Consider the following 23,749-nt stretch of genomic DNA (forward strand, 5'->3'; position numbering starts at 1 on the left):
AGAATGCAGAGGGAAATTTTTTCTTCTGACTACTGACTCCTGCTTTATTATTCTTTATTGAGGATTTCTACATTCTGGTGCAGCTGGATTTTCTCGACAATATTCTTCAAAAGAAATTTTAGCTGATACCATAGTTTCTGATTTTTGATGAGCAGCTTCTGCTTGCAGCTCTTCCACTTCATCCCAAGCGGAAGCACAGGCTTTAGAATAAGCACCTTGCTCAGTACAAATAGCACGAGCTTCTGCAATTGCTTTTTCAATTCTCTCTTCTAACACCAGCGTTTTTGGTGCTTCCACAAAATCACTCTTAGTGAGAATATCAGTAATGGAGATGATTCCCAACAGTTTACCTTGAATCACAGGCGCTCTGCGGATACCAGCATTAGCAAATAATCGCGCTACATATTCCACGCTTAAATCAGGATCAACAATAATACAAGGCTTACTCATAATTTCATAAACCCGTAATTGTTTGGGGTCTTTGCCGTAAGCTGCTACCTTATAAACAATATCTGTCTCTGTGACAATGCCATAGGCATCATTGTCATAACGACGATTCACAACCAGCGCACGCAATCCTTTTTCTTTCATTAGTCTGACTGCTTCTGCTACAGTTGCCGAACCACGAATAGTAACTACGTCCTTAGTCATGATATCTTCGGCTTTCATCATTACTTCTCCTAAATGGTACGGTGGTGCAGAGTTTAGTAGTAACTAAAGAGCAAAAAGTTGAACTATTCTCCAGCTATACCAATAAAATTAATCCAGCTTTCAACTCCAGATGATATCCAAAGTGACCAATAGTTAAACCCAAACCATAAATTGTCGAAAAATTGTGAAAACTTTTGTTAAAAACACCAAAATTTCATCCTTACTTTACATTTCTCAGTAAGAATACTTGATATTTCAGCTTCTGGATTACTTCAGCCTCATAAAACCTGTATAAACATAAATTTTTGACTAATTTAACCGTATGTTTAATGAATAATGATTGTTTAGAGGCTAAAATTATATTAGTATACTTATGGTATGGATAAAGGTACAGTCAGGCTAGCACTAGTACAACACGGTGAAAATACTTATCCAGTAAAAACAGTTTAAAAACTGATGTAACAGATTGCCTTTTCCCCTCCTATCTCCTGCCATTAGGTTTTGCCAATTTATCACCCATTCAATTGGACAAAATTATGCCAGAACGCAATTATCCCCCTGCTTACTTCCGCTACCTTAAAGCTAGATTATCCAATTTCCTGCGACCTAGTTTTTGGGGGACTGGATTTTTTTTAGTAGCCGTAGCACTGGTGGTGAGGGCATATTGGTCGAATCCAGGCATTTTTACTGTACAGCCAAATCAAGAACCCAATAAAGAAACTGTTAAGAAAGAGGCTACTGATATTTCTGAGGAAGATAAAGCGATCGCAGCAGATATTGATAATATGCCTACATTGTTCAGTGATTTCGCCCAAGCAACTTTATCTACAACCACGATCAATGTTGAAAAGAAGACTGAGAAAAATAACAGTCCCATATTTGTGGAAGATGAAATTAATCAACAAAATGTTGCTGCAAATGAAGTCAAATCTAACTCTAGATTAATAACCGTTAGCAATGTTTCTTCACCAAGCGCAAAAAATCCTTTCGTGGTACAAACACAACATTTATTAAAATTTGATAGAAATTATGTAGAGAATGAGTTTTTAGGTATTAATAATATAACTACATTACCAAGTAAAACATCCCCAACAACTGCTGATAATTTAGCGATTGATCTAATTAATAAAAATAATCAGCATAATGTTGTGGGTAATACTTTGGGAACAACCATTCAACAATCACTTAATACCAATCAAACTAATCCTCTGGATATCAATATAGGAATAAGGCAAATTTCACCTAATAACAGCTTACCTAATCAGGCTTTACCAGCTAGTTATAATATGGGTTACATTCAACCCACTGTCACAAATCAGCCACAAAACTCTTACACTAATTTTAATAACCTTCAAGCAACACCAAATAAAGATATAACCACAAATGTAATCAATCCTGTACCGAATAATCCTTATCTTCTTCAACCTCCAAATTCAGGTGTTGTTAACTCAACAACTCCCATAGGATCTGGAAATTATAGCAATAATACTATACAGCAGCCTAATTTATCTTATCCTGGACAAATGCAACAAGTAAACAATGGTAATCAGAGATAGTATTAAATATATCCAAGGTGATAACTATTGATTAATCTGACAGCTATATTATTAGCTCACTGGCAACACACATTGCAACCCTTTGGTGTTGACCCAATAATAGCAAATCAATTATTTCCTCAACTAGTGGCAATTTATTCTAGCCCCAGTCGCCATTATCATACTCTACAACATATTCACTATGTCCTTAGTAAAATAGATGTATTGCAAAACTATGTCCAAGATTTAGCTTCTGTACAACTGGCTGCCTGGTTTCATGATGTCATATATGATACTCATCTTCAAGATAACGAAGAGAGAAGTGCTGACTATGCTGTTGAAATGCTGAACACTTTAGCAATTCCAACCAGCACTACTACTAAAGTTAAAAATCTAATTATGGCTACTAAAAATCACCAAGCACAGGATATAGATAGTCAAGTATTACTTGATGCAGATTTAGCAATCTTAGCTGCTGAATCGGTTGAGTATCAAAAATATGCTAAAGCCATTCGTCAAGAATATGCTTGGGTTTCCGATGCTGAATATATTACAGGTAGGAGACAAGTATTAGAGCGATTTTTACAGCGTCAATGTATCTACTTTACACCTTTAATGTTAGAATCTGCTGAAGAATTAGCCCGGTTGAATATCAAACAAGAGTTATTCCCTAGCTGATACTTCCATCTCCCGTAAGGGATACACCCGTACAGGAATCAGAATATTTGAGAAATAGGTTAATTATCAAATAAATATTTTTGGCATAAGCCTGAAAAAGCTGAATAATTATACAATAATTTTATCTGAAATTGAATATCTATGCTTAATTTCCATACAAAAAACACAGATTTTCTGGTTTGTTAAAATCAAAATTGGAATGCTGAATTTACAGATATTGAGCCTTCACAGGAATCTTAATCACAAATTCTGACCCCTTCCCAGGAAGAGAAACACAGCTAATTTGTCCACCATGTTTTTCGACTATAATCTGATAACTGATCGCTAGACCTAAACCTGTGCCTGTACCCACTGGTTTAGTAGTGAAAAAAGGCTCAAATAATTTTGTACGTGCTTTTTCATCTATTCCAGAACCATTATCAGCAATGCTTATTTCTGCCCATTCTTGATCAATTAAGTCAGTGCGAATGCGAATCGTTGGTAATAAGTAATGGGGTTTTTCTAATTGATTATTACCTATAAACCATGATTTATTACCATCTTGTAAGGCATCAATAGCATTAGTAAGGATATTTAGAAAAACTTGATTTATCTGACCAGGATAACATTCTATTAAAGGTAATTGATGATATTCTTTAATAACTTGAATTTTGGGATATTTATCTTTAGCTTGCAAGCGATGTTCTAAAAGCATTAAAGTGCTATCTATGCCTTCATGAAGATGAACTTGCTTAATTTCTGCCTCATCCAAACGAGAGAAGTTTCGCAACGATTTAACAATTTCAGTAATTCGTTTAGTTCCCAGCATCATGGAGCTTAAAATTCTAGTTAAGTCTTGAGTTAGGAATTCTAATTCAATATCTTCACTTAATTGTTGAATTTCCTGGGGAGGATCTGGATAATGCTCTTGATATTTTTGGATTAGTTGTAATATTAAATTGGTATATTCTACAGCATATTTTAAATTACCATTAACAAAGTTAACAGGGTTATTAATTTCATGCGCAATACCTGCCACAAGCTGACCCAAACTAGACATTTTTTCGTTATGGATTATTTGTATTTGAGTAGATTGAAGCTGTTTTAAGGTCTCTTCAAGGTGGGCGTTTGTTTTTTCTAAACGAGCGGATTGACTGATCATAGACCTCTCAGATACATCTAATAACTGAGTTAAGGTTGCTATTTGTGATTTGAGATATTGAACAGTTTCATTTTGTGTTGTTGTTCCAAGTTGATCATTGACAAGAGATTTTTCATCACTGTTGAAAACTCTGCCATTATCAAACGGTAGTATTGCCATCTTGACATTTAACGCTAATGGACGCAATAAATCGACATTGATCTGAGGAATTTTCACTTTCAAGAACATGAGAATTACAAATATGTTACCTGAAGGTAATAATCCTCCAAAGCCAATTACAGACTTGATATTATACGGAATTACAAATGATCTTTGTGCAGGAATATAAGGACTATCCAAGGCATCAGGAATATAAAAGACATTATACATTCGCTGTTCTAAATCCGTTAATAAATCTGGCTCTGGTCGTATGACAGTGCCAAGATTTAGCCCTAGTTGTTGGATCAGTTGGAAAATCATAGGTGTGCTATGAAGTGTCTCTTCGCTGAAGAGAGGAATTACCTTGTGTCCTTCAGATTTATGTCGTGAGTTCCATTCTGGAACTTGCCCAATGGTTGCCAATAATGTTAAGCATTTGAGATTATTTTCTGGTACATATTGGCCTAATAAACTATCTGTATATGCTTGTAGTTCTGGTGTGAGTTTTTCGTAAGAATTAGTTTTAAAAAAACGGATAAGCGCACAGGATCTTTCCCCAGACTGCTTATCAATTAAATTATCATAAAGATATTGGATAATATAATTACTGGCATCTTCCATACTGTTAGCTTCTTTGCCTAAATGACGCAGAGCTAAACCGCATTCTGACATATCTTTCAAAGTAAAATTTTTTAAGTCATACATAATACATATCTCCTATAAAAATTTCCTGTTTTATAGACTAAGAATACACCTCCTTATATTTACTTACTTAAATGGTTAAAAATATCTAGGAGGGGAAGTTTCAGAGAGGAATTTTGAAATAGCCACAGTTTACCCTTGCTTGGTTGAGTAGCATATTCAAAAATATAGAGAGAAAATGTGTAAAAGTTGTGTAAGATTTATGGTAATAAGGAGTTAGTCTGAAAACTTTTGAGGTAAAGTTTTTACACCAAGCTCTAAAACTTAACCGTTCTTGATAGCAGGAATGAAAGCCTATTAAGGGCTTTAGCCCTCAGTTAACGGCAAGTCATTGCCCCATCTCTGGCGAGACGCTTGCGCGAACGGCTTTAGCCTGGGGATTGTCAAATCTTTAAATTAGATAAAAATTGCATTAAATCAACTTTAATTTGATAGCTTCTACTAAAGCTGGTAAATGTTTTGTAGCAGTACCTGTCATCACTGTAAAACCTGCTAGTACTTCAGTATTAGGATGAGGATCTATAAAATATTTTTCTGGTACATCTTGAAAAAACTTCAATAAATTAGCAGCCGGGTAAACTTGTGCAGAAGTACCCACAACAATAAATATATTTACCTGAGATTGAATTTTATATAAATTATCAACTTGCATATCTACTGCTTCCCCAAACCAAACCACATCTGGACGTAATTTTTTACCGCATTTTGGACACAAATCACCCCATTGCACAGGTTTATTAATTTGGGCTTGATAATCACATTGCCATTCTGCATACATGGGGGGGATACCAAAATGCCATTCACATTTTTGATAATCAATGCGTCCATGAATATGCCATACATCTTTGACTCCAGCTTTTTCTAAAAGAGTATCAATATTTTGAGTAATACAAACCACATCAAAATGATTTGCTAATTCAGCAATAGCAAAATGTGCTGCATTAGGTTGACATTCTTGCATTTGTACAAATCTTTGGGCATAAAAATCTAGGACTAATTTTTGATTTTGCATCCAACCCAATGGTGTTGCAACTTCTTCTATTTTGTATCCTTCCCACAGTCCCCCAGCACCTCTGAAGGTAGGAATTCCACTTTCTGCGGAAAGCCCTGCACCACTAAAAACAACAATCATAAATTTACAGATTTATTGATTTATTTTTTAACTGATATAGCAATCCTAAATGATTCATGAACACTTTACTTTCTCTTCCCTATTCCCTGTTCCCTTCCCTTCCCTAACCGATAAGTTCTCAACTCAAATAGGATCGCTATATTTATATGATGTGATGATTAATTTTTTATTCCTTACTCACAAATACAAAACCCCGTGTCTTTCCAGAAGCTGAATCAACTGTATTCATTGCTTTATATAAATCAGCCGCTTTTACCCAAACTGGTGGATATTTATAACGAGAAACATCCATAATCAAAAATCTATCTGCTACTTCATTATATGCTGCCAAAGGTGAAATATGACCGCCTGTTTCCTGTCCTATTTCTTTGCGTAAATAGTTAACTAAAACAAAATTTCCTGGTTGCTTTAAATTCTCTGCTGCTAATTTGCGAAAATTTTGTAAATTGCTATCACCTGCATAATAAATTTTTACTTTTACACCATCATAACTTGCTAATAATCCTCCTAATTGTTGTAAAGACATTCCACTACGGGCAACTTTTTCTTGTGTTATAACTTGTCGAGTTTTTTGATTATTAAAAAAGTTGTTTTGGGTAAATATTTTAAATTCTCTATACTCTGGTGTTTCCGGAGCAGATATTTTTAAACTATTTAGCACCATGACCATGCTTGCAACACCACAATAAGCAAGATTATCTTGAGTTACAAATTGCATACTTAAAGGGAAAAAGTCAGACCGATATTTACTTTCAAATAATAAGTTTTCACCTTCTAGTGAATCAAAAGCAATTAAGTTTTTTGGACTAACTAAGATTTGTGCTACAGTATTTTCTCCAGAAAAACATAATGCTATTATCAAAGAAATCACATAAGTTTTAACGGTTAAATATTTGTGATTTTTCATATTTATTTGGGTTTACTGAAATGGCCAGTTTTGTCTGTGCTGATCAACTAAATTTACGATTTTTTGAAGAAGCCCAGGATCTGTAGATGGTTGTAGAGACATTCCAAAGAACGTCTCCACAAATAAGAATTATTTCACAACAGCTAATTCTTTCTTGAAGAAAGCCTGCAAAACAGTTTCTGCTATTTGACGACTACTCAAACCTAACGCGGCAAAAGATTCATCAGGAGTAGCATGATCTACCAAAATATCTGGTACACCAATCCGCTTTACTGGAACTAAAACATCAGCATCAAGTAAAGCTTCAGCTACCGCAGAACCAAAGCCACCCATTAAACAGCCTTCTTCTAAAGTAACGACCCGGCCGATTTGTTTAGCCAAAGGTAAGATCAACTCTGTGTCTAAAGGCTTCACGAAACGGGCATTAATGACTGTTGCTTCAATGCCATGTTCGCTGAGAATTTCCGCAGCTTGCATACTTGGATAAACCATTGTGCCGTAGCCGAGAATTAACACATCATCACCTTGACGGAGAATTTCTCCTTTACCAATTTCCAAAGGTTCCCAACCTTCTTCCATCAAAGGTACACCGTGACCATTACCACGGGGGAAGCGCATAGAAATTGGGCTAGTGGTATGGTTAATACCTGTCACTACCATGCGTTGTAGTTCGGCTTCATCCTTGGGAGCCATTACTACCATGTTAGGAATACATCGCATATAAGCAATGTCATACATACCTTGGTGAGTTGGCCCATCAGCGCCTACTATACCAGCCCTGTCTAAACAGAAGAACACAGGCAGGTTTTGGATGCAGACATCATGAATGATTTGGTCGTAGGCACGTTGTAAGAAGGTGGAATAAATAGCAGCAACGGGACGCATACCTTCAGCGGCTAGTCCCGCAGCGAGAGTAACAGCGTGTTGTTCTGCAATACCCACATCAATATATTGATTTGGAAGTTTGGCTTGTAGTTTATCTAAACCTGTACCTGTGGCCATTGCTGCCGTAATACCGACAATTTTGGGGTTTTGTTCGGCTAGTTTGACTAAGGTGTGAGAAAAGACTTTTGCGTAAGCAGGTGGTTTGGGTTTGCTGGAAGGTATAGCTTTACCAGTGGCTAAATTAAATGGGTTTTGGGCATGGTAGCCTACTTGATCTTTTTCAGCTAGTTCATAACCTTTACCTTTAGTTGTAACTACGTGAACTAAAACAGGGCCAGTAATTTTATGTGCCTGTTGGAATGTAGCAATCAACTCCTCTAAATTATGCCCATCTACTGGTCCCATGTAGGTAAAGCCCAGTTCTTCAAAAACTGCACCGACTTTGGGAACTGCTAACCGCTTCATTCCTTCTTTAATGCGTTCCAGTTCTGGGGAAATAGATTCACCAACGAAAGGAATATGTTTTAGCTGTTCTTCAATGCCATCTGAGAGAAACTGCACTGGTGGACTCAGACGCATTTTATTAAGATAACGAGGAATCGCTCCCACGTTGGGAGAAATTGACATTTCGTTGTCATTGAGAACCACTAGCAGGTTAGTTTTGGGTAAGTGTCCTGCATGGTTGATAGCTTCTAGCGCCATACCACCAGTTAAAGCGCCATCTCCAATGACTGCGACGGATTTAAATTTTTCCCCTTTTAAGTCACGGGCTAAAGCCATGCCTAAAGCGGCTGAGATACTGGTTGAAGCGTGTCCTGCACCAAAGTGGTCAAATTTGTTTTCGCAGCGTTTGAGATAACCGGCTACTCCGTCTTTTTGTCTGAGAGTGTGGAAGTTGCTGTAACGTCCGGTGATTAATTTGTGGGGATAAGCTTGATGTCCCACATCCCAAATAACTTTGTCCCGATCTAAGTCTAATGTCTGGTAAAGCCCTAGAGTTAATTCTACAACTCCCAAACCTGGCCCCAAATGCCCTCCAGTTGCTGCTACGGTTTGTAGGTGCTTATCTCGGATTTGACGGGCAATTTGTTGCAATTGCCGAATAGACAAACCATGTAACTGGTTAGGATGGGTTATTTCACTCAGATGCATACTATAGGGTTTTCCTCTCTAACTCTACTTTTGGCATTATTTAATTTTCACACGCTCAGGTGGCTACAAGTATCTGACTGTCATTAATGTTGTTGTAGCAGTATAACTTTGGTTAGTGGTCAGTAGCTATGTTTATCCTTGTATTCATCAAAATTGCAGGCTGGTGGGAACTACTGGTGTTTCTGCTTGTGGTTTTTGTCGTTGCAAATATTTACTTAATAGATAAGCCATATCACCACGGGTCATGGGGTTTAATGGCTGAATATTGCCTTGGGCATCGGTATTAATGAATTCTTCTGTGATGACTGTGGCGATCGCTTTTCTAGCCCAATTAGGTATAATTGCTGCATCTGGGTAGGGTCTCAAAATTTCGTTGATGGTTTGATCAGGAAATTGAAATACTCCGTAAGCTTGGGCAAAAATTGCTAACCCTTCAGCCCTAGTTACTTTTTGATTTGGGAAAAACATATTCCCCCGATAGCCTTTCATAATATCGGTTTTTAGCACTGTCTGAATATCTTGATATGCCCAATGATATTTAGGCACATCTGGGACAATTATGGCTTTTTTTTGTTTGGCTATTTCTCGTTTATCTAAATAAAAGGCTTTAACTAAAATTGATGCTAATTCTGCCCGACTAATTAATTTTTCTGGATAAAATTGACCATCGGGTAAGTTATCCATCAATTTTGCTTCTAGAACTTTTTGAATATAATCGTAATTACTAATAGAATGTGGTTCTGTAGCTTGTGCCTGGATAATTAAGGGGCTGGTTTGCACACAGGTTAATAAAGTCCATGTACCCAGTACCAGAAGGCAGAGAGAAGTTTTTGAGATTTTCTTTATTGAATAGTTATTTTTCATGGTTATGAAAATTTGCACACTGCATTGGTGGTGATGACGTTAGTTTAAGTATTAAAGTTTCTGATTTTTTAATTCATGAATTATTAGATAATTATTATATATAATGGATAATTTCTTAGGTAAGTATTCAGGATAGAGAATACTCCAAGTCAGGAAAATAAAGGGGTTTTTATTCAACTCTGATGATTGTGATCAAATCTCACTTCTGGACTATTCTTCATTTCATAAGTATTCTGACTCCTGACTCCTGAATTCTTACTTTTATAGATTTAATATCTGCTTAATTATCAATTATCAACTAGCAATTACCGATTACCCATTATCTATTACCAATTTTGTAGTATATTCGGCTGTAAGAGAGTATTCAATTTTGTTCAATTTTCAGGAGTTTAGGAATGTCCGTAGCAGCAGATCCCGTCAAGTTGATGAAGCAAGAAGTTGGCAAAGCCGCCGCTGAAATGGTAAAATCAGGTTCTATCGTTGGATTGGGTACGGGGTCAACTACAGCTTACACTATTCAGTATTTGGGCGATCGCCTCAAATCTGGTGAACTTAAAGATATTGTCGGTGTCCCCACATCATTTCAGTCAGAAGTTTTAGCCAAACAGTACGGCGTTCCTCTCACCACTTTAGACGCTATCGACCATATTGATATTGCCATAGATGGCGCTGACGAAGTTGACCCCCACAAAAACTTGATTAAAGGCGGTGGTGCAGCACATACCCGCGAAAAAGTGGTAGATTATCTCGCAGCCCAATTTATTGTTGTAGTTGATAGTAGCAAACTAGTTGAAAAATTAGGTTCTAGTTTTGCTGTACCTGTGGAAGTGATCCCAATGGCACTTACCCCTGTCACCAATGCGATTAAAGAACTAGGTGGGATACCAGAATTACGAATGGGTGTCAAAAAAGCAGGGCCTGTGATTACTGACCAAGGCAACATGGTCATAGATGTCAGATTTGATAACATAAGTGACCCTGTAAATTTGGAAAAAACCCTGAACAATATTCCTGGTGTTTTAGAAAATGGCATCTTCGTCAACTGTGCTGATGTGGTTTTAATTGGTGAAGTGATTGACGGTAAACCTGTTGTGCGGAGAATGTAGTTGAAGGAGGCAGGAGTTGAAAGGCAGGAGGCAGGAGGCCAATTAGAGGGGGATTCAAACCCAAATGTTCGAGGCAAAAAGGCTTTATTCTTCATGAAAAATTTTCCCTTTTGCCTTCTGCCTCCTGCCCTCTGCCTTCTGCCTCGCCCGAAGGACTTTAAAATTAGTAGGGTGGGCAATGCCCACCTGAAAAATGAAAAATTAGAATCTTAAATATGATGTTGTATAGAAGATTTGGACGCACAGAATTACAAATGCCAGTATTTTCTTGCGGGGGAATGCGATATCAATTTAAATGGCAAGATGTGACACCAGAGGAAATTCCTCAAGATAATCAACAAAACCTAGAAGCAGTAATTCGTCGTGCATTAGAAATAGGAATTACTCATATTGAAACTGCAAGAGGTTATGGAACTTCAGAAATGCAGTTAGGAAAAATACTCCCTCAATTTCCTCGTGAAAAGTTAATTGTCCAAACTAAAGTTTCTCCTGTTGCCGATCCTCAAGAATTCCGCCAGACTTTTGAAAAATCTTTGGCCTATCTCCAGTTAGATTATGTCGATTTATTTGGTTTACATGGAATTAATAATGCTGAAATTTGGGATCATAGTATTCGTGTAGGTGGTTGTTTAGAAGTAGCAAAACAGTTACAAGCAGAAGGAAAGATCAGATTTATTGGTTTTTCTACTCATGCTCCTACAGATTTAATTATACAGGCAATTAATACCAATCAATTCGATTATGTAAATTTACACTGGTACTACATTAATCAATGGAATTGGTCTGCTATTGAAGCCGCCAACAAATTAGATATGGGCGTATTTATTATTAGTCCATCTAATAAAGGTGGATTATTATATCAACCATCAGAAAAATTAGTTAATTTGTGTAGTCCATTGAGTCCAATGGTGTTTAATGATTTATTTTGTTTAAGTCATCCCCAAGTGCATACTTTAAGTATAGGTGCAGCAAAACCAAGTGATTTTGATGAACATTTAAAAACATTGGAATTATTAGATAAAGCCGAAGAAATTTTATCTCCCATTCTCAAACGTTTAGAAAATGCAGCCATAGAAACTTTCGGAGAAGATTGGGTAAAAACCTGGGAAACTAATTTACCATCTTGGGAACAAACACCAGGAGAAGTAAATATCCGAGTGATTTTATGGTTGTTAAATTTAGCCTTAGCTTATGACATGATTGAGTATGGAAAAATGCGTTATAACCTCTTAGGTAGTGGTGGTTCTTGGTTTCCTGGTAACAGGGTTAATAACTTAGAAGAATTAGATTTACGAGAATGTCTTGTTAATAGTCCCCACGCTGAAAAAATACCGCAGATGTTAGCAACAGCCCAGGAAATATTAGGGGGTGCAGAGGTGAAGCGATTGTCTCAGAGTTGAATTGTATTGTATTAGAGATTTTCTAAAAATACATTCCAACCTTGTATTTCTACAACTTGTTGAATTTCCACTTCTAATTCTTGGAAAGCAGATAAAGTCCGTAGTGGAGAAAAATCATCTATTAAATCTGCTAAACGATGAATACTTTCATGTACATTAAATTGCTTCAATCTCCGGCCAGTTAAACCACTAGCTATTAAAAGCAATTGATGAAGAACATTTTTTGGATCAGGTAATTGTTGTAATTTACGAATATCTGGTATTTGTAATTGTTCTTTTCCACGGGGATTTCCGGCGGCGTTCCTGATGGATGATTCATTAAATAAAAGCCATGCTTCTAGCATCCGCACTGGTATCACACAAATATAAACTGGTGGGACTATCACAGATTTTTGAACTTCTTCTAATGCTTTGCAAATTTCAATTACGCGATTTTCTCGTGGTTCTTTTTCTGCATCTCTATGGATAAATAATAGGTCACAAGGATAGAGTTCTAGGCTTTTGATAATTTTTTGTGCTAAAGTTTTGGGAACTTCGCGTAAACGTCGTAAATCTGCCCATTGTGGTTGAATAGAACAATTAACTTGGTTTTCTCTTAATAACCAGGTGAGAATAGGCATCAAAGCTTTATCTGAACTGCTATCTGATAGTAAAGTGTAGGAAAGTTCTTTCATGGCTATTCAGCAAAAGAACCAGGAATAAGAATTTGTAAATCTTGTCTATCTACAACGCGCTTTTGATTAGTTTCTGATTCGTCTATTATGACTGGATTTAAATAATCAAGCAGTTTACCTTTAGAAACAACATTTACTCCTTCAGGTGCTTTTTCTCGCCAAGTATTTGGTAAACAAGCAAAGGATAATCGTTTAAATCTTTTTCCTGAACTTATTTTTTCTTTTAATTCAGCAACCAATAAACTATGATCAGGTATTTGCATCACTACAGCAGGTGAATGAGTGTTGATAATTACTTGACGTAATGGGTTATCTATATCAATGGGATAATCAACATCTGTGGCAATTTCTTGCAGCAATTGGAGTATTTTAGAAATACTTGCTGGATGAATACCATTTTCTGGTTCTTCTAAACACAAAATACCTTGTGTTTGTGAGTCTAATTCTAAAACTGCTAAGGCTAAAAAACGCAAAGTTCCATCTGATAATGCCCTTGCTGGATGTGATGTACCATCTCTAGCAGTAACCATTAATGTTAAAAGTTGCCTTTTTTCATCTCGGTCAATGCTGACTTCACCTACATCATCAATTAGTTCTGCTAAACGATTAGCAAGTTGACTATAAACTTGTGCTTCTATTTGATCATTTTCAGTTTCATTAGTGGAATAATTTTGATTTAATTTTGCTAGATGATAAAGTGTAGCAGCTAAATGAGAACCATCCATGTCTACTTTTGTAGGGGATGTAAATTCATCTGGTTGGCGTAATGCGGAAGGTTCTAATTGTAATAAACGCCAAGATTGCATTTCTCGTCTTGCTAGTAAAACTGTAGGACTCTCAGCAGCATTGGCTACAGAAAGTACAGTTCGGGGAAGATGTTCCGCTAGTCGAGATATAGCATTTCCTTTAACACCATCTTGATGTAGTTTAATGATTGTTTTTTCTTTATCAAATTCAGTGGAAATAAATGGTGATGTTCTCCGTCCTTTCACTGCCGATTTGAACCAATCAATCCTGTGAGGAAATAATAGATTTTTCTTAGCATCACCTAACTTAATGTGAACTAATTCTTCTTTGATAATTTCTAGTGAACCTAAAGACCGTAATTTATCATCTTCACGGTAAGCAAGAGTTAGGGAGTAACGCAGAAAGGTAATACTAGCTTTTGCCTGTTGACCTAAATCATCTACACCTTCTGCTGGTATAATCATTTCGGCTTCAAAGGACATTTCATTGGCATATTCATCACCAACTCGATGAAATAAACTGCGAACATCTGCCGTTTTACCTTTTTCATCGCGCACAGATAAAGCAGCATCAATTAGAGGACGATCTGCGATCGCACTCAAAAATCTAATAGCATCAAATAAGTTAGATTTGCCGACTCCATTAGCACCTGCTACACAGGTAAATGAACCAAATCGAACATCTACATCGACAAGGTTTTTAAAACCAGATACTTTTAACCTGGTCAGCATAAAATCACCAATTACCTATTATTAGTCACTCTTGGCACAATTAGTACCTTATCTACCCGATTTCCATCCATATCCATAACTTCAAAACGCATCCCATCCCATTCAAAATGATCAGCGGCTGCGGGAATACGTCCTAAATGGGTGATAATAAAACCGCCTAATGTTTGATAATTTCCTCTTTCTTCATTTTCCAGTTCTTCAAGATCAAAAAGTTCCAAAAATTCTTCTACAGGTAACATTCCATCTACTAACCAAGAACCATCTTCCCGTTGTACAGCTTGTGGTTCTTCCTGTCCGGGGCCTGCGGGAACATCACCGACGATTTCACTCATGATGTCATTTAAAGTTACTAAGCCTTGAATTACGCCGTATTCATCGACTACTAAGGCCATGTGAGTTACGGTTTGTTTGAATAACTCCAAAACTTTTAAACCACGAGTGCTTTCGGGTACAAATACAGGCTGACGTAATTCTAGGGTTAGGTCTAAAGGTTCATTGCGTAAACTTCTGGCTAATAAGTCCGTCACAGGAATGATTCCCAGCACGTTATCTAGTCCTTCTTGACAAACTGGATATCGAGAATAGGCACTTTCAGCCATTTTGAGGCGGTTTTCTTCGGCTGGATCTTCCAAGTCTAACCAAACTATATCCGGTCTGGGTGTCATGAAAGCAGTTACAGGGCGATCGCCTAACCGAAATACCCTTTCCACCATATCCTGTTCTGCTTCCTCAAAAGTTCCCGCTTCCGTCCCTTGTTCTATTAAAATTTTTATTTCTTCTTCCGTAACCTGCGGTTCATCAGAAGGTGTAATTCCCAAAATTCGCAACACTGTTTCTGTCGAAGCACTTAATAAAAACACCACTGGGGAAGCTAAAGCAGCCAAAGCCCGCATGGGAATAGCGACAGTTGCAGCAATTCGTTCGGGGTTATTTAACGCTAACCGTTTGGGTACGAGTTCACCGATAATTAGGGAAAAATAGGTGATTAATAATACAACTAAACTAAAAGCTATGGGTTGGCTATAACCAGCTAATAATGGAACTAGCTTCACATACCCCTCTAGCCTTTGGGCAATGGTAGCACCACCAAATACACCATTGAGAATATTGATCAGTGTAATTCCAACCTGGACAATAGACAAAAAATGATTGGGAGATTCAGCTAGTTCTAATGCAGCCCTGGCATTGAGGTTGCCTTGATTAGCTAATTGCTGTAATCTGACCTTCCGTGCCGAGACTATCGCCATCTCGGACATAGAAAATACACCGTTGGCAAAGATTAGCACCAAAATAATGAGAATTTCAACACTGATGGAAGACATTTTTAAAATTACCGCTATAAAAAGCGAAGGTAGCTTGATTCTTAGTATCTAATGTAAAGGGAACAGAGAATAAGTAGAAGTCAAGATTCAGGAGTCAGGAGTCAGGAGGCAGGAGTCAGGAGTATGGCTAACGCCACGCTATGCCTTCGGCACACTACGTGAACGCTATCAGGAGTTCAGGAGGAAGAAGAAAGAAGGAAAAAGAAGGAATTAATCTTTCCCCCCTGCCCCTCTGCTCCCCTGCTCCCCTGCTCCCCTGCTCCCCCATCTCCCTCATCTCCCCCATCTCCCCCATCTGGCTTCTAAAATGGTTATATAACTACATCTAAAATTTTCTCATTTCTGAAGACTTCTAATTCTAGTATTAACTTATGGCCTTTTCTTCTATTGTGCGTGCTTTGGCGCGATCGCCTCTCACCGCAGAATTAATTACCAAACTCAAAAAGTACCAAGAACTGCGATTAAATGGCATTTCCCGTTTACCCAAGGGTCTTGTAGCTTCAGCTTTAGCCAACAATGAGGGTAGGGATTTGTGCGTGATCTGTGCCACTTTGGAAGAAGCCGGACGGGTTTATGCCCAAATGGAAGCGATGGGATGGAAAACTGTACATTTTTACCCTGCCTCAGAAGCCTCTCCCTATGAACCTTTTGACCCGGAAACTGAGTTAAGTTGGGGACAAATGCAAGTTTTAGCCGATTTGGCCAATGGTCAGTCCTCAGTAGTTAGTAGTCAGTTGCCTAATAGGAATACGGCCATTATTGCTACTGTAGGGGCATTACAACCACATTTACCACCCCCAGAAGCATTTAAATCTTTTTGTCTGTCTTTAAAAAAGGGTCTGGAATACGATTTAAATGAGTTCAGTGAAAAAATCACCACTTTGGGCTATGAACGGGTGCCGTTGGTAGAAACGGAAGGACAATGGAGTAGACGGGGGGATATTGTGGATGTGTTTCCCGTTTCCTCGGAGTTACCAGTGCGGTTGGAATGGTTTGGGGATGAAATCGAACAAATTCGGGAATTTGATCCGGCTACTCAACGTTCTGCTTTAGATAAAGTGGAACAAATATTTCTGACCCCGACAAGTTTTTCACCGATGGTTTTGGCAGCACTGAAACAGAGTTCTGAGTTTCGTGTGTTGAGTGCTAAGTTAAATTCTGATGTCGATGACCTGGAAAATTCAGGACTGGAGGGAAGTAGGCGTTTTTTAGGGTTAGCCTTTGCCAAACCCGCTTCACTGTTAGATTATTTACCAGCAAATACCCTGGTTGCCATTGATGAGGTAGAACAATGTCATGCCCATAGCGATCGCTGGGTGGAAAATGCGGATAGTCAGTGGAGACTGGGGACTGGGGAAGAATCTCAGCAAGTTCCCAAAATTCATCGGACTTTTGATGAATGTTTAATGGAAGTGGGGAATTTTCAAAAGTTATATTTATCAGAATTAGCAGAAGAAAATAGCGGTACTAATTTAGCCAGTAGACCTTTACCTGTAACACCTCACCAGTTTGCCAAGTTAGCTGAGACAATTAGACAGGAACGCGATCGCAAGTTTGCAGTTTGGCTAATTTCTGCTCAACCTTCCCGTTCTGTTTCTCTACTCCAAGAACATGATTGTCCTGCCCAGTTTATCCCTAATCCCCGTGATTATCAAGCGATAGATAAACTACGCATAAACCATACACCTATCGCACTCAAATATTCTGGTTTAGCCGAATTAGAAGGTTTCATTTTACCTTCTTTCCGTCTGGTTATTGTGACAGACCGCGAATTTTACGGACAACATTCCTTAGCGAATTTTGGTTATGTCCGCAAACGTCGCAAAGCTATATCTAAACAAGTTGACCCCAATAAATTACGACCAGGAGATTTTGTTGTTCATCGTAGTCACGGCATTGGTAAATTTCTCCAATTAGAAAGTTTAACAATTAATAATGAAACCCGTGATTATTTAGTTATTCAATATGCTGACGGGTTATTGAAAGTTGTTGCTGATAAAGTTGGTTCTCTATCTCGGTTTAGAACCACTGGAGATCAAGCACCCGCACTACATAAAATGACGGGTAAAGCCTGGGACAATACCAAGAGTAAAGTCCGTAAGGCGATTAAGAAATTAGCAGTAGATTTATTAAAATTGTATGCTGCGCGATCGCAACAACAAGGATATGCTTATCCCACAGATATGCCTTGGCAAGAAGAAATGGAAGATTCTTTTCCATACCAACCGACCACAGACCAGCTAAAAGCGGTGCAAGATGTGAAACGGGATATGGAAAGTGAAAGACCCATGGATCGATTAGTTTGTGGTGATGTGGGTTTTGGTAAAACTGAAGTTGCAATTCGGGCTATATTCAAAGCTGTCACCGCAGGTAAACAAGTCGCACTTTTAGCACCAACAACTATTTTAACCCAACAACATTATCACACCATCAAAGAACGTTTTGCACCTTATCCTGTAAATGTGGGTTTACTCAATCGTTTTCGTAGTGCAGAAGAAAAGCGCAATATTCAAAAGCGTCTGGCTACTGGAGAATTAGATATTGTTGTGGGGACACATCAATTATTAGGTAAAGGTGTACAATTTCGAGATTTGGGACTGTTGGTAATTGATGAAGAACAAAGATTTGGTGTGAATCAAAAGGAAAAAATCAAAAGCCTGAAAACTCAAGTTGATGTTTTAACTCTTTCTGCTACTCCCATTCCCAGAACCTTGTATATGTCTTTATCTGGGATTCGGGAAATGAGCTTAATTACCACACCACCTCCCACCAGAAGACCAATTCAAACCCATCTGGCACCTTTAAACCCGGAAATTGTCAGAAGTGCAATTCGACAAGAACTAGATAGAGGAGGGCAGGTCTTTTATGTAGTTCCGCGAGTGGAGGGAATTGAAGAGACCACTGCAAATTTGCGAGAAATGATACCGGGGGGAAGATTTGCGATCGCACACGGTCAAATGGACGAAAGCGAGTTAGAATCAACCATGCTCACCTTCGGAAATAATGAAGCTGATATCCTAGTTTGCACAACAATCATTGAATCTGGTTTAGATATTCCGCGAGTTAACACCATTTTAATTGAAGATGCTCACCGTTTTGGTTTAGCTCAACTATATCAATTACGTGGTCGTGTGGGACGTGCAGGAATACAAGCTCACGCATGGTTATTTTATCCTAAACAGCGGGAATTATCCGACGCAGCCAGACAAAGATTAAGAGCAATTCAAGAATTTACCCAACTCGGTTCTGGATATCAATTAGCAATGCGAGATATGGAAATTCGTGGTGTGGGTAACTTATTAGGTGCAGAACAATCTGGTCAAATGGATGCTATCGGATTTGATTTGTACATGGAAATGTTAGAGGAAGCAATTAGAGAAATTAGAGGTCAAGAAATACCCAAAGTTGATGATACCCAAATTGACCTTAATCTCACCGCATTTATTCCTTCCACGTACATTACCGATATTGACCAGAAAATGAGTGCTTATCGTGCAGTAGCAACTGCAAAATCCAAAGAAGACTTAAAATCCATTGCCGCAGAATGGACTGATAGATACGGTGCAGTACCTGTTCCCGCTAATCAACTTTTGAAAGTAATGGAATTAAAACAATTAGCAAAAAATATCGGATTTAGCCGCATTAAACCAGAGAACAAACAGCACATTGTCTTGGAAACACCAATGGAAGAACCAGCTTGGAATTTGTTAGCAGAAAATTTGACTGAAACTATGCGAAATCGCTTTGTTTATTCCCCTGGCAAGGTGACAGCAAGAGGTTTAGGTGTATTTAAAGCTGAACAACAATTGCAAACGTTAATAGATGCTTTCGGAAAAATGCAAGGTGCTATTCCAGAAACCGTCTTAGTTTGATGAATGGATTTATTGATCTCAGTCCAAAAACGCTTTCTTAGGATGGGCATTGCCCATCTTAAAACAACGCATACATCACCAGTGGCTGCCCAATGAGTTGCACGCAGAAGCATGGGGTTTAGATGCGTTAAGCTTGCAAGACTTATGCCGTTGAGGATATAAAATCCAAGACACTACAACCTTGGGGTAATATAATGGGAATCGCTGTTACAGAAAATGGTAATTTAGAAGGAGCAGTAGATCCCCGTAATAATAGCTATGCCAGAAGTTATTAATTCTGCACCGTTGACTCTGCCAAATTACTGCTAAACTCATTTGCCCGTGCGCTAGGGACTAAACTCCAGCCTGCTTTCAAGAGTTTTTGATAAGTTGCCCAGCCTTTAGAACCACCTGGTATTTGATAATCTGGGACTGAAAATTGAGGAAACGCCGTGTAAGGCCGCCAAGGTTGACCGGGTGCAATTTGCAAATGTAATATTTTCTCTCCATCGCCGCTAGACTTAGATAACCAGCACATTTGTCGATGCATGGTAAACTCCTTTGCATTTAGCCTATATTGAATAATGACAGGTTTTCGTTAATACCTGCCTCAATCTTGTGGGGTAACTTATAGCCTAAAAGATCAGGCCAGGGGAATTTTAAATTATTAAACTCAGGTAAATTTCTGAAGAAGATAGACTCCTATATGCGGTTTTCCGCAAGGTAAGAAGATAAACACAGAACACAAAAGGTTGTTCTCAAAATGCTTTCTTCCAGTACAATATTTTTTTAATGTTATCTATGCTTTCTATAATTGTATGTAGCTATAACTACGATTTTGGAAAATAACTGCAAATTAAGCTATTAGTTTTTCTATTCAGATATATAAGCCAATGAATATCTGTTAATTAGGGTTTGCTGAAAAAATTTTTGATGATAGAGTAAGCCGTAAAAAATTATCGCCCAGATTACTCTTATACTGTAAATTTACTGAAAAATTGCATTAGCGATCGCACTAAGGGCTATTCAAATCAAAATTGGAAGTTTAACAGTGTCAAACTTCCAATCATCATCAGTATTTCAGGTCAAGCTTACCTTACCAAAATTAGGTAATAATCAAAGGTTCTTGGTAGATGAAATCTTGCGCTGTATTGATCTGATTCTTGCCGATATCTTGGAGAACAGCAATTAAATCATTGTTGTAGTAAATACCTGTATCTGCGGTAGTACCAATACCTAATCCAAAGTTGCCTTCTGTCAAGGTATAGTTGCCTTTGAGCAGTTGAACTTTATCTACACCCACTTGGTAGTCAACAATCTTCGCATAGTCATTATTACCACCACCAAAGTAGTAGACACCACCTATGCTGTCACCTACAACAAACGTATCAACACCACTACCACCAATTAGGGTATCTACTTCGTTGGTTGTACCACCGCCATAACCATCAAGATAATCGTTTCCTTCTTTACCATTAAGGGTGTCATAGCCCTTACCACCATATAAGCTATTATTCAGTGTGTTACCGGAAATATTATTACTAAGTGCGTTACCTGTGCCGATAACAGCAGCCCCCACCAATTCCAAGTTTTCTACATTTGCAGTGAGGATATATTTATCCGCTGAAGCTCGTACTGTATCTATTCCCTCTCCTACGTTCTCGACCACTAGATCAAAATGGGCAGTAGCAAACAAGTTTCCGGGATCAACAAAATACTGTACAGTGCTGACTACATGAATATCATTGCCAAGTCCACCATATAAACTATCTATGGCATTATCAAAATCGCCACCATCCAGTTCGTCATCTCCTGTACCACCGTAAATTGTATCTTTACCGCTACCACCAATTATAGTATCGTTACCACCCAGACCATAAATGGTGTCATTGCCAGCATAACCGTAAAGGATATTATTGCCATTATTGCCTACAATGACATTATTTAAACTGTTGCCATATCCATTGATATTAGCAATCCCTGTCAGGGTGAGGTTTTCTACATTTGCGGTCAGGCTGTAAGAGAATAAAGAAGAATAAACCGTGTCTGTTCCTTCATTCAAATTCTCGTTAACTACGTCGCCAATGTTATCAACATAGTAAATATCATTACCTAAGCCACCATACATTGAGTCCGCACCAACGCCACCGTTGAGAATATCATTACCACCATAGCTATAAAGGACATTGTTACCACTATTGCCTGTAATGACGTTATTTAAACTGTTACCAAATCCATTGATATTAGTTATTCCTGTCAGATTCAGGTTTTCTACATTTGCGGTCAGGGCATAACTAATAGAAGAATAAACTGTATCTGTGCCTGCATTCAAATTCTCGGTTACTACGTCGCCAATGTTATCAACATAGTAAAGATCATTGCCTGTACCACCAGTCATCTGGTCTGCACCAGTACCACCGTTGAGAACATCATTACCACCATTACCAATCAAAATATCGTTCCCTGCTAATCCAGAGATAGTATCATCAAAGTCAGTACCTACTAGGGACTTCACAAAAACAAGTAAGCCATTAACGAATCTAAAAGAATTGTTGTCGTCGTATTGAGTTCCAGTAATGATAGCCATGTAGATTTCTCCTTGGAAGGTGTAATTTTAAGGTGTAAACTAAATAAATACGGAGGCAAGGTTTTAAAAAACTAGAAGTTATCTCAAACCCTGATGCAAACGAAATTTCTCAATTTGTCTGCCTATGTCTAAAAAAAATCGGCACTGATGAAAGATATTTTTATTTCACTTAATTGACACCTAGTTGCTGGTGTTTTTGCGGTGAATCTTCCTTCTAAGGATGATTACGATAGCTTTTTGTGGTTATGCACCTGGGTAGAAAAATTTTGGAAAAATATGTAGAAAATGCCTAAAAGGCTATATGTTACAATTAAGTAGAAATTCTTAAACTCTCAATTTTCTATAGTCACGTAATTTTCATGCAACCCAGACAGGGCATTATTGAAATTTTCTCTACCTTTGTGCAGTTTGATGCAGACAGGTTCAGCGTTTGGGCAACTGATAGTAAATTACAACGAAGTATAAAAAAATGCTTAGAACAATATCCCCAACAAAAATCTGAAAATTTTTGGGTGCTTTACTGGTACAAAATTGGTCAGGTTGAATCCAGTTCCCTATCTGTGGGACATATTTCTGCTTATTTACAAGAGGTATGCTACTGGGTGTCCCAAAAAATAGCTGAAAGTTTTATCAGTCAATTTTCTGTTGCTGATTGTTTTCAGATTGCTATTTCCTGTATTGACAAAATTCTCAAAAATTTTAATCCCGATTACGGCACGAATTTAAAAAGCTATGCGAGATATGCTTTTGAGCGTTGTCTCATAGATTCACTCCGTCAGACAAAGGAAGCAGATATCTGTACAGACTGGGCTTTGCTCCATAAAATCAGTCGTAAGCGATTTATTAATGCTTTGGAAAATGCTGGTTTTAGCAGTCAAATAATCAATAATTATGTGTTGGCTTGGGAATGTTTTAAAGAACTCTACACTAGTAACAGCACAACCATCCGTCAGTTAGGAAAACCGAATCTGACGATGTGGCAAGCAATTACTGAACTTTATAATCGACAAAGTTTGAGCCAACTGACTCCAGAAAAGATAGAAGAATGGCTGAGTAATGGCGCTCAAGCTGTGCGTGTTTTTTTGTATCCCAAGTTTATTTCTGTGGATGCTCCTATTGATGGACAAGAATCAGATAATTTATTGGATAAGTTACCAGCAGATTTAGTATCATCTCTACTGACAGAAATTATTACCCAAGAAGAAATTGCCACCAGACAAAAACAAAAAGCGCAATTAAAGCAAGTTTTGATGGATAGTTTAGCAGCTTTGGATATTCCGTCTCAAAAATTACTCCAAGCTTATTATCAGCAAAAGCTGACTCAACAACAAATCGCGGAACAACTAGACCTTAAGCAATATCAGGTTTCTCGTCGTCTTGCCAGCATCAAACGCTCATTACTGACTACTCTGGCACAGAGGAGTATTGTGAGTTTGCATATCTCGCCAACACCTGTCGTATTGGATGCTATAAGCAAAAATTTAGAGGAATGGCTCAACAATTATTACAGCCATACTAATGCGTTTGAAATGGAGCCATCCTGATT

At 37.9% G+C, this 23,749-nt stretch carries 17 protein-coding genes; 6 read left to right on the forward strand and 11 right to left on the reverse strand.

Annotated elements, in window-relative coordinates:
* Positions 1-54: 54 nt before the first annotated feature.
* A complete protein-coding gene (locus tag ACLLO5_RS01655; RefSeq protein ID WP_413173760.1) occupies positions 55-672 on the reverse strand; it encodes a CBS domain-containing protein in 618 nt (205 codons plus the stop codon).
* A 515-nt stretch (positions 673-1,187) separates the two neighbouring features.
* On the opposite strand from ACLLO5_RS01655, the gene ACLLO5_RS01660 reads away from it, so the two are divergent.
* Positions 1,188-2,207 (forward strand): hypothetical protein, encoded by a 1,020-nt coding sequence (locus ACLLO5_RS01660; protein ID WP_413173761.1) that lies wholly within the window; start codon positions 1,188-1,190, stop codon positions 2,205-2,207.
* 27 nt (positions 2,208-2,234) lie between these two features.
* Positions 2,235-2,864 carry a hypothetical protein gene (locus ACLLO5_RS01665; RefSeq protein ID WP_413173762.1) on the forward strand — a complete coding sequence of 210 codons (630 nt, stop codon included), beginning with the start codon at positions 2,235-2,237 and terminating at the stop codon, positions 2,862-2,864.
* 208 nt (positions 2,865-3,072) lie between these two features.
* Here ACLLO5_RS01665 and ACLLO5_RS01670 read toward each other — a convergent pair whose 3' ends face one another.
* The 5 genes from ACLLO5_RS01670 to ACLLO5_RS01690 all read right to left on the reverse strand — a co-directional run bounded on the left by ACLLO5_RS01670 (position 3,073) and on the right by ACLLO5_RS01690 (position 9,785).
* Positions 3,073-4,848, reverse strand: coding sequence for a sensor histidine kinase (locus tag ACLLO5_RS01670; protein WP_413173763.1), 1,776 nt, complete (start codon positions 4,846-4,848; stop codon positions 3,073-3,075).
* A 409-nt stretch (positions 4,849-5,257) separates the two neighbouring features.
* The gene (locus ACLLO5_RS01675; RefSeq protein ID WP_413173764.1) at positions 5,258-5,977 is read right to left on the reverse strand and encodes an SIR2 family NAD-dependent protein deacylase; all 720 of its coding nucleotides are present in this window, start codon (positions 5,975-5,977) and stop codon (positions 5,258-5,260) included.
* Between the two features lie 166 nt (positions 5,978-6,143).
* The gene (locus tag ACLLO5_RS01680; protein WP_413173765.1) at positions 6,144-6,884 is read right to left on the reverse strand and encodes a phytochelatin synthase family protein; all 741 of its coding nucleotides are present in this window, start codon (positions 6,882-6,884) and stop codon (positions 6,144-6,146) included.
* A 129-nt stretch (positions 6,885-7,013) separates the two neighbouring features.
* Positions 7,014-8,921 carry a 1-deoxy-D-xylulose-5-phosphate synthase gene (gene dxs, locus ACLLO5_RS01685; RefSeq protein WP_413173766.1) on the reverse strand — a complete coding sequence of 636 codons (1,908 nt, stop codon included), beginning with the start codon at positions 8,919-8,921 and terminating at the stop codon, positions 7,014-7,016.
* A gap of 147 nt (positions 8,922-9,068) precedes the next feature.
* On the reverse strand, positions 9,069-9,785 hold the full coding sequence (locus ACLLO5_RS01690; RefSeq protein ID WP_413173767.1) for an S-layer homology domain-containing protein: 717 nt from the start codon (positions 9,783-9,785) through the stop codon (positions 9,069-9,071).
* 395 nt (positions 9,786-10,180) lie between these two features.
* Here ACLLO5_RS01690 and rpiA point away from each other — a divergent pair, with 395 nt between their 5' ends.
* Positions 10,181-10,891 (forward strand): ribose-5-phosphate isomerase RpiA, encoded by a 711-nt coding sequence (rpiA, locus tag ACLLO5_RS01695; RefSeq protein ID WP_413173768.1) that lies wholly within the window; start codon positions 10,181-10,183, stop codon positions 10,889-10,891.
* A 218-nt stretch (positions 10,892-11,109) separates the two neighbouring features.
* Positions 11,110-12,291 (forward strand): aldo/keto reductase, encoded by a 1,182-nt coding sequence (locus ACLLO5_RS01700; protein ID WP_413175987.1) that lies wholly within the window; start codon positions 11,110-11,112, stop codon positions 12,289-12,291.
* 11 nt (positions 12,292-12,302) lie between these two features.
* Here the strand turns inward: ACLLO5_RS01700 and ACLLO5_RS01705 are convergent, their stop codons facing one another.
* Genes ACLLO5_RS01705 through ACLLO5_RS01715 form a run of 3 tightly spaced genes read right to left on the reverse strand, consistent with a single transcriptional unit; the run spans position 12,303 to position 15,765 of the window.
* Positions 12,303-12,965 carry a hypothetical protein gene (locus tag ACLLO5_RS01705; RefSeq protein ID WP_413173769.1) on the reverse strand — a complete coding sequence of 221 codons (663 nt, stop codon included), beginning with the start codon at positions 12,963-12,965 and terminating at the stop codon, positions 12,303-12,305.
* A gap of 2 nt (positions 12,966-12,967) precedes the next feature.
* Positions 12,968-14,443: an AAA family ATPase gene (locus ACLLO5_RS01710; RefSeq protein WP_413173770.1), complete on the reverse strand. Its 1,476-nt coding sequence runs from the start codon at positions 14,441-14,443 to the stop codon at positions 12,968-12,970.
* Between the two features lie 11 nt (positions 14,444-14,454).
* Entirely contained in the window at positions 14,455-15,765 is a 1,311-nt protein-coding gene (locus ACLLO5_RS01715; protein WP_413173771.1) for a hemolysin family protein, read from the reverse strand.
* A gap of 371 nt (positions 15,766-16,136) precedes the next feature.
* Between ACLLO5_RS01715 and mfd the strand changes: the two genes are divergently transcribed.
* Positions 16,137-19,637 (forward strand): transcription-repair coupling factor, encoded by a 3,501-nt coding sequence (gene mfd / locus ACLLO5_RS01720; RefSeq protein WP_413173772.1) that lies wholly within the window; start codon positions 16,137-16,139, stop codon positions 19,635-19,637.
* Positions 19,638-19,908: 271 nt separating this feature from the next.
* On the opposite strand, the gene ACLLO5_RS01725 is transcribed toward mfd, so the two are convergent.
* Together ACLLO5_RS01725 and ACLLO5_RS01730 are read right to left on the reverse strand one after the other, a co-directional pair.
* Positions 19,909-20,166 (reverse strand): hypothetical protein, encoded by a 258-nt coding sequence (locus tag ACLLO5_RS01725; RefSeq protein ID WP_413173773.1) that lies wholly within the window; start codon positions 20,164-20,166, stop codon positions 19,909-19,911.
* 555 nt (positions 20,167-20,721) lie between these two features.
* Complete coding sequence (locus ACLLO5_RS01730; protein WP_413173774.1) at positions 20,722-22,203, reverse strand: calcium-binding protein; 1,482 nt, start codon at positions 22,201-22,203, stop codon at positions 20,722-20,724.
* A 359-nt stretch (positions 22,204-22,562) separates the two neighbouring features.
* On the opposite strand from ACLLO5_RS01730, the gene ACLLO5_RS01735 reads away from it, so the two are divergent.
* The gene (locus ACLLO5_RS01735; RefSeq protein ID WP_413173775.1) at positions 22,563-23,747 is read left to right on the forward strand and encodes a sigma-70 family RNA polymerase sigma factor; all 1,185 of its coding nucleotides are present in this window, start codon (positions 22,563-22,565) and stop codon (positions 23,745-23,747) included.
* The last annotated feature ends 2 nt before the right edge of the window (positions 23,748-23,749 follow it).

The sequence above is a fragment of the Anabaena azotica SJ-1 genome, assembly GCF_047275885.1.
In the GTDB taxonomy this organism is placed as follows: domain Bacteria; phylum Cyanobacteriota; class Cyanobacteriia; order Cyanobacteriales; family Nostocaceae; genus Trichormus_B; species Trichormus_B azotica_A.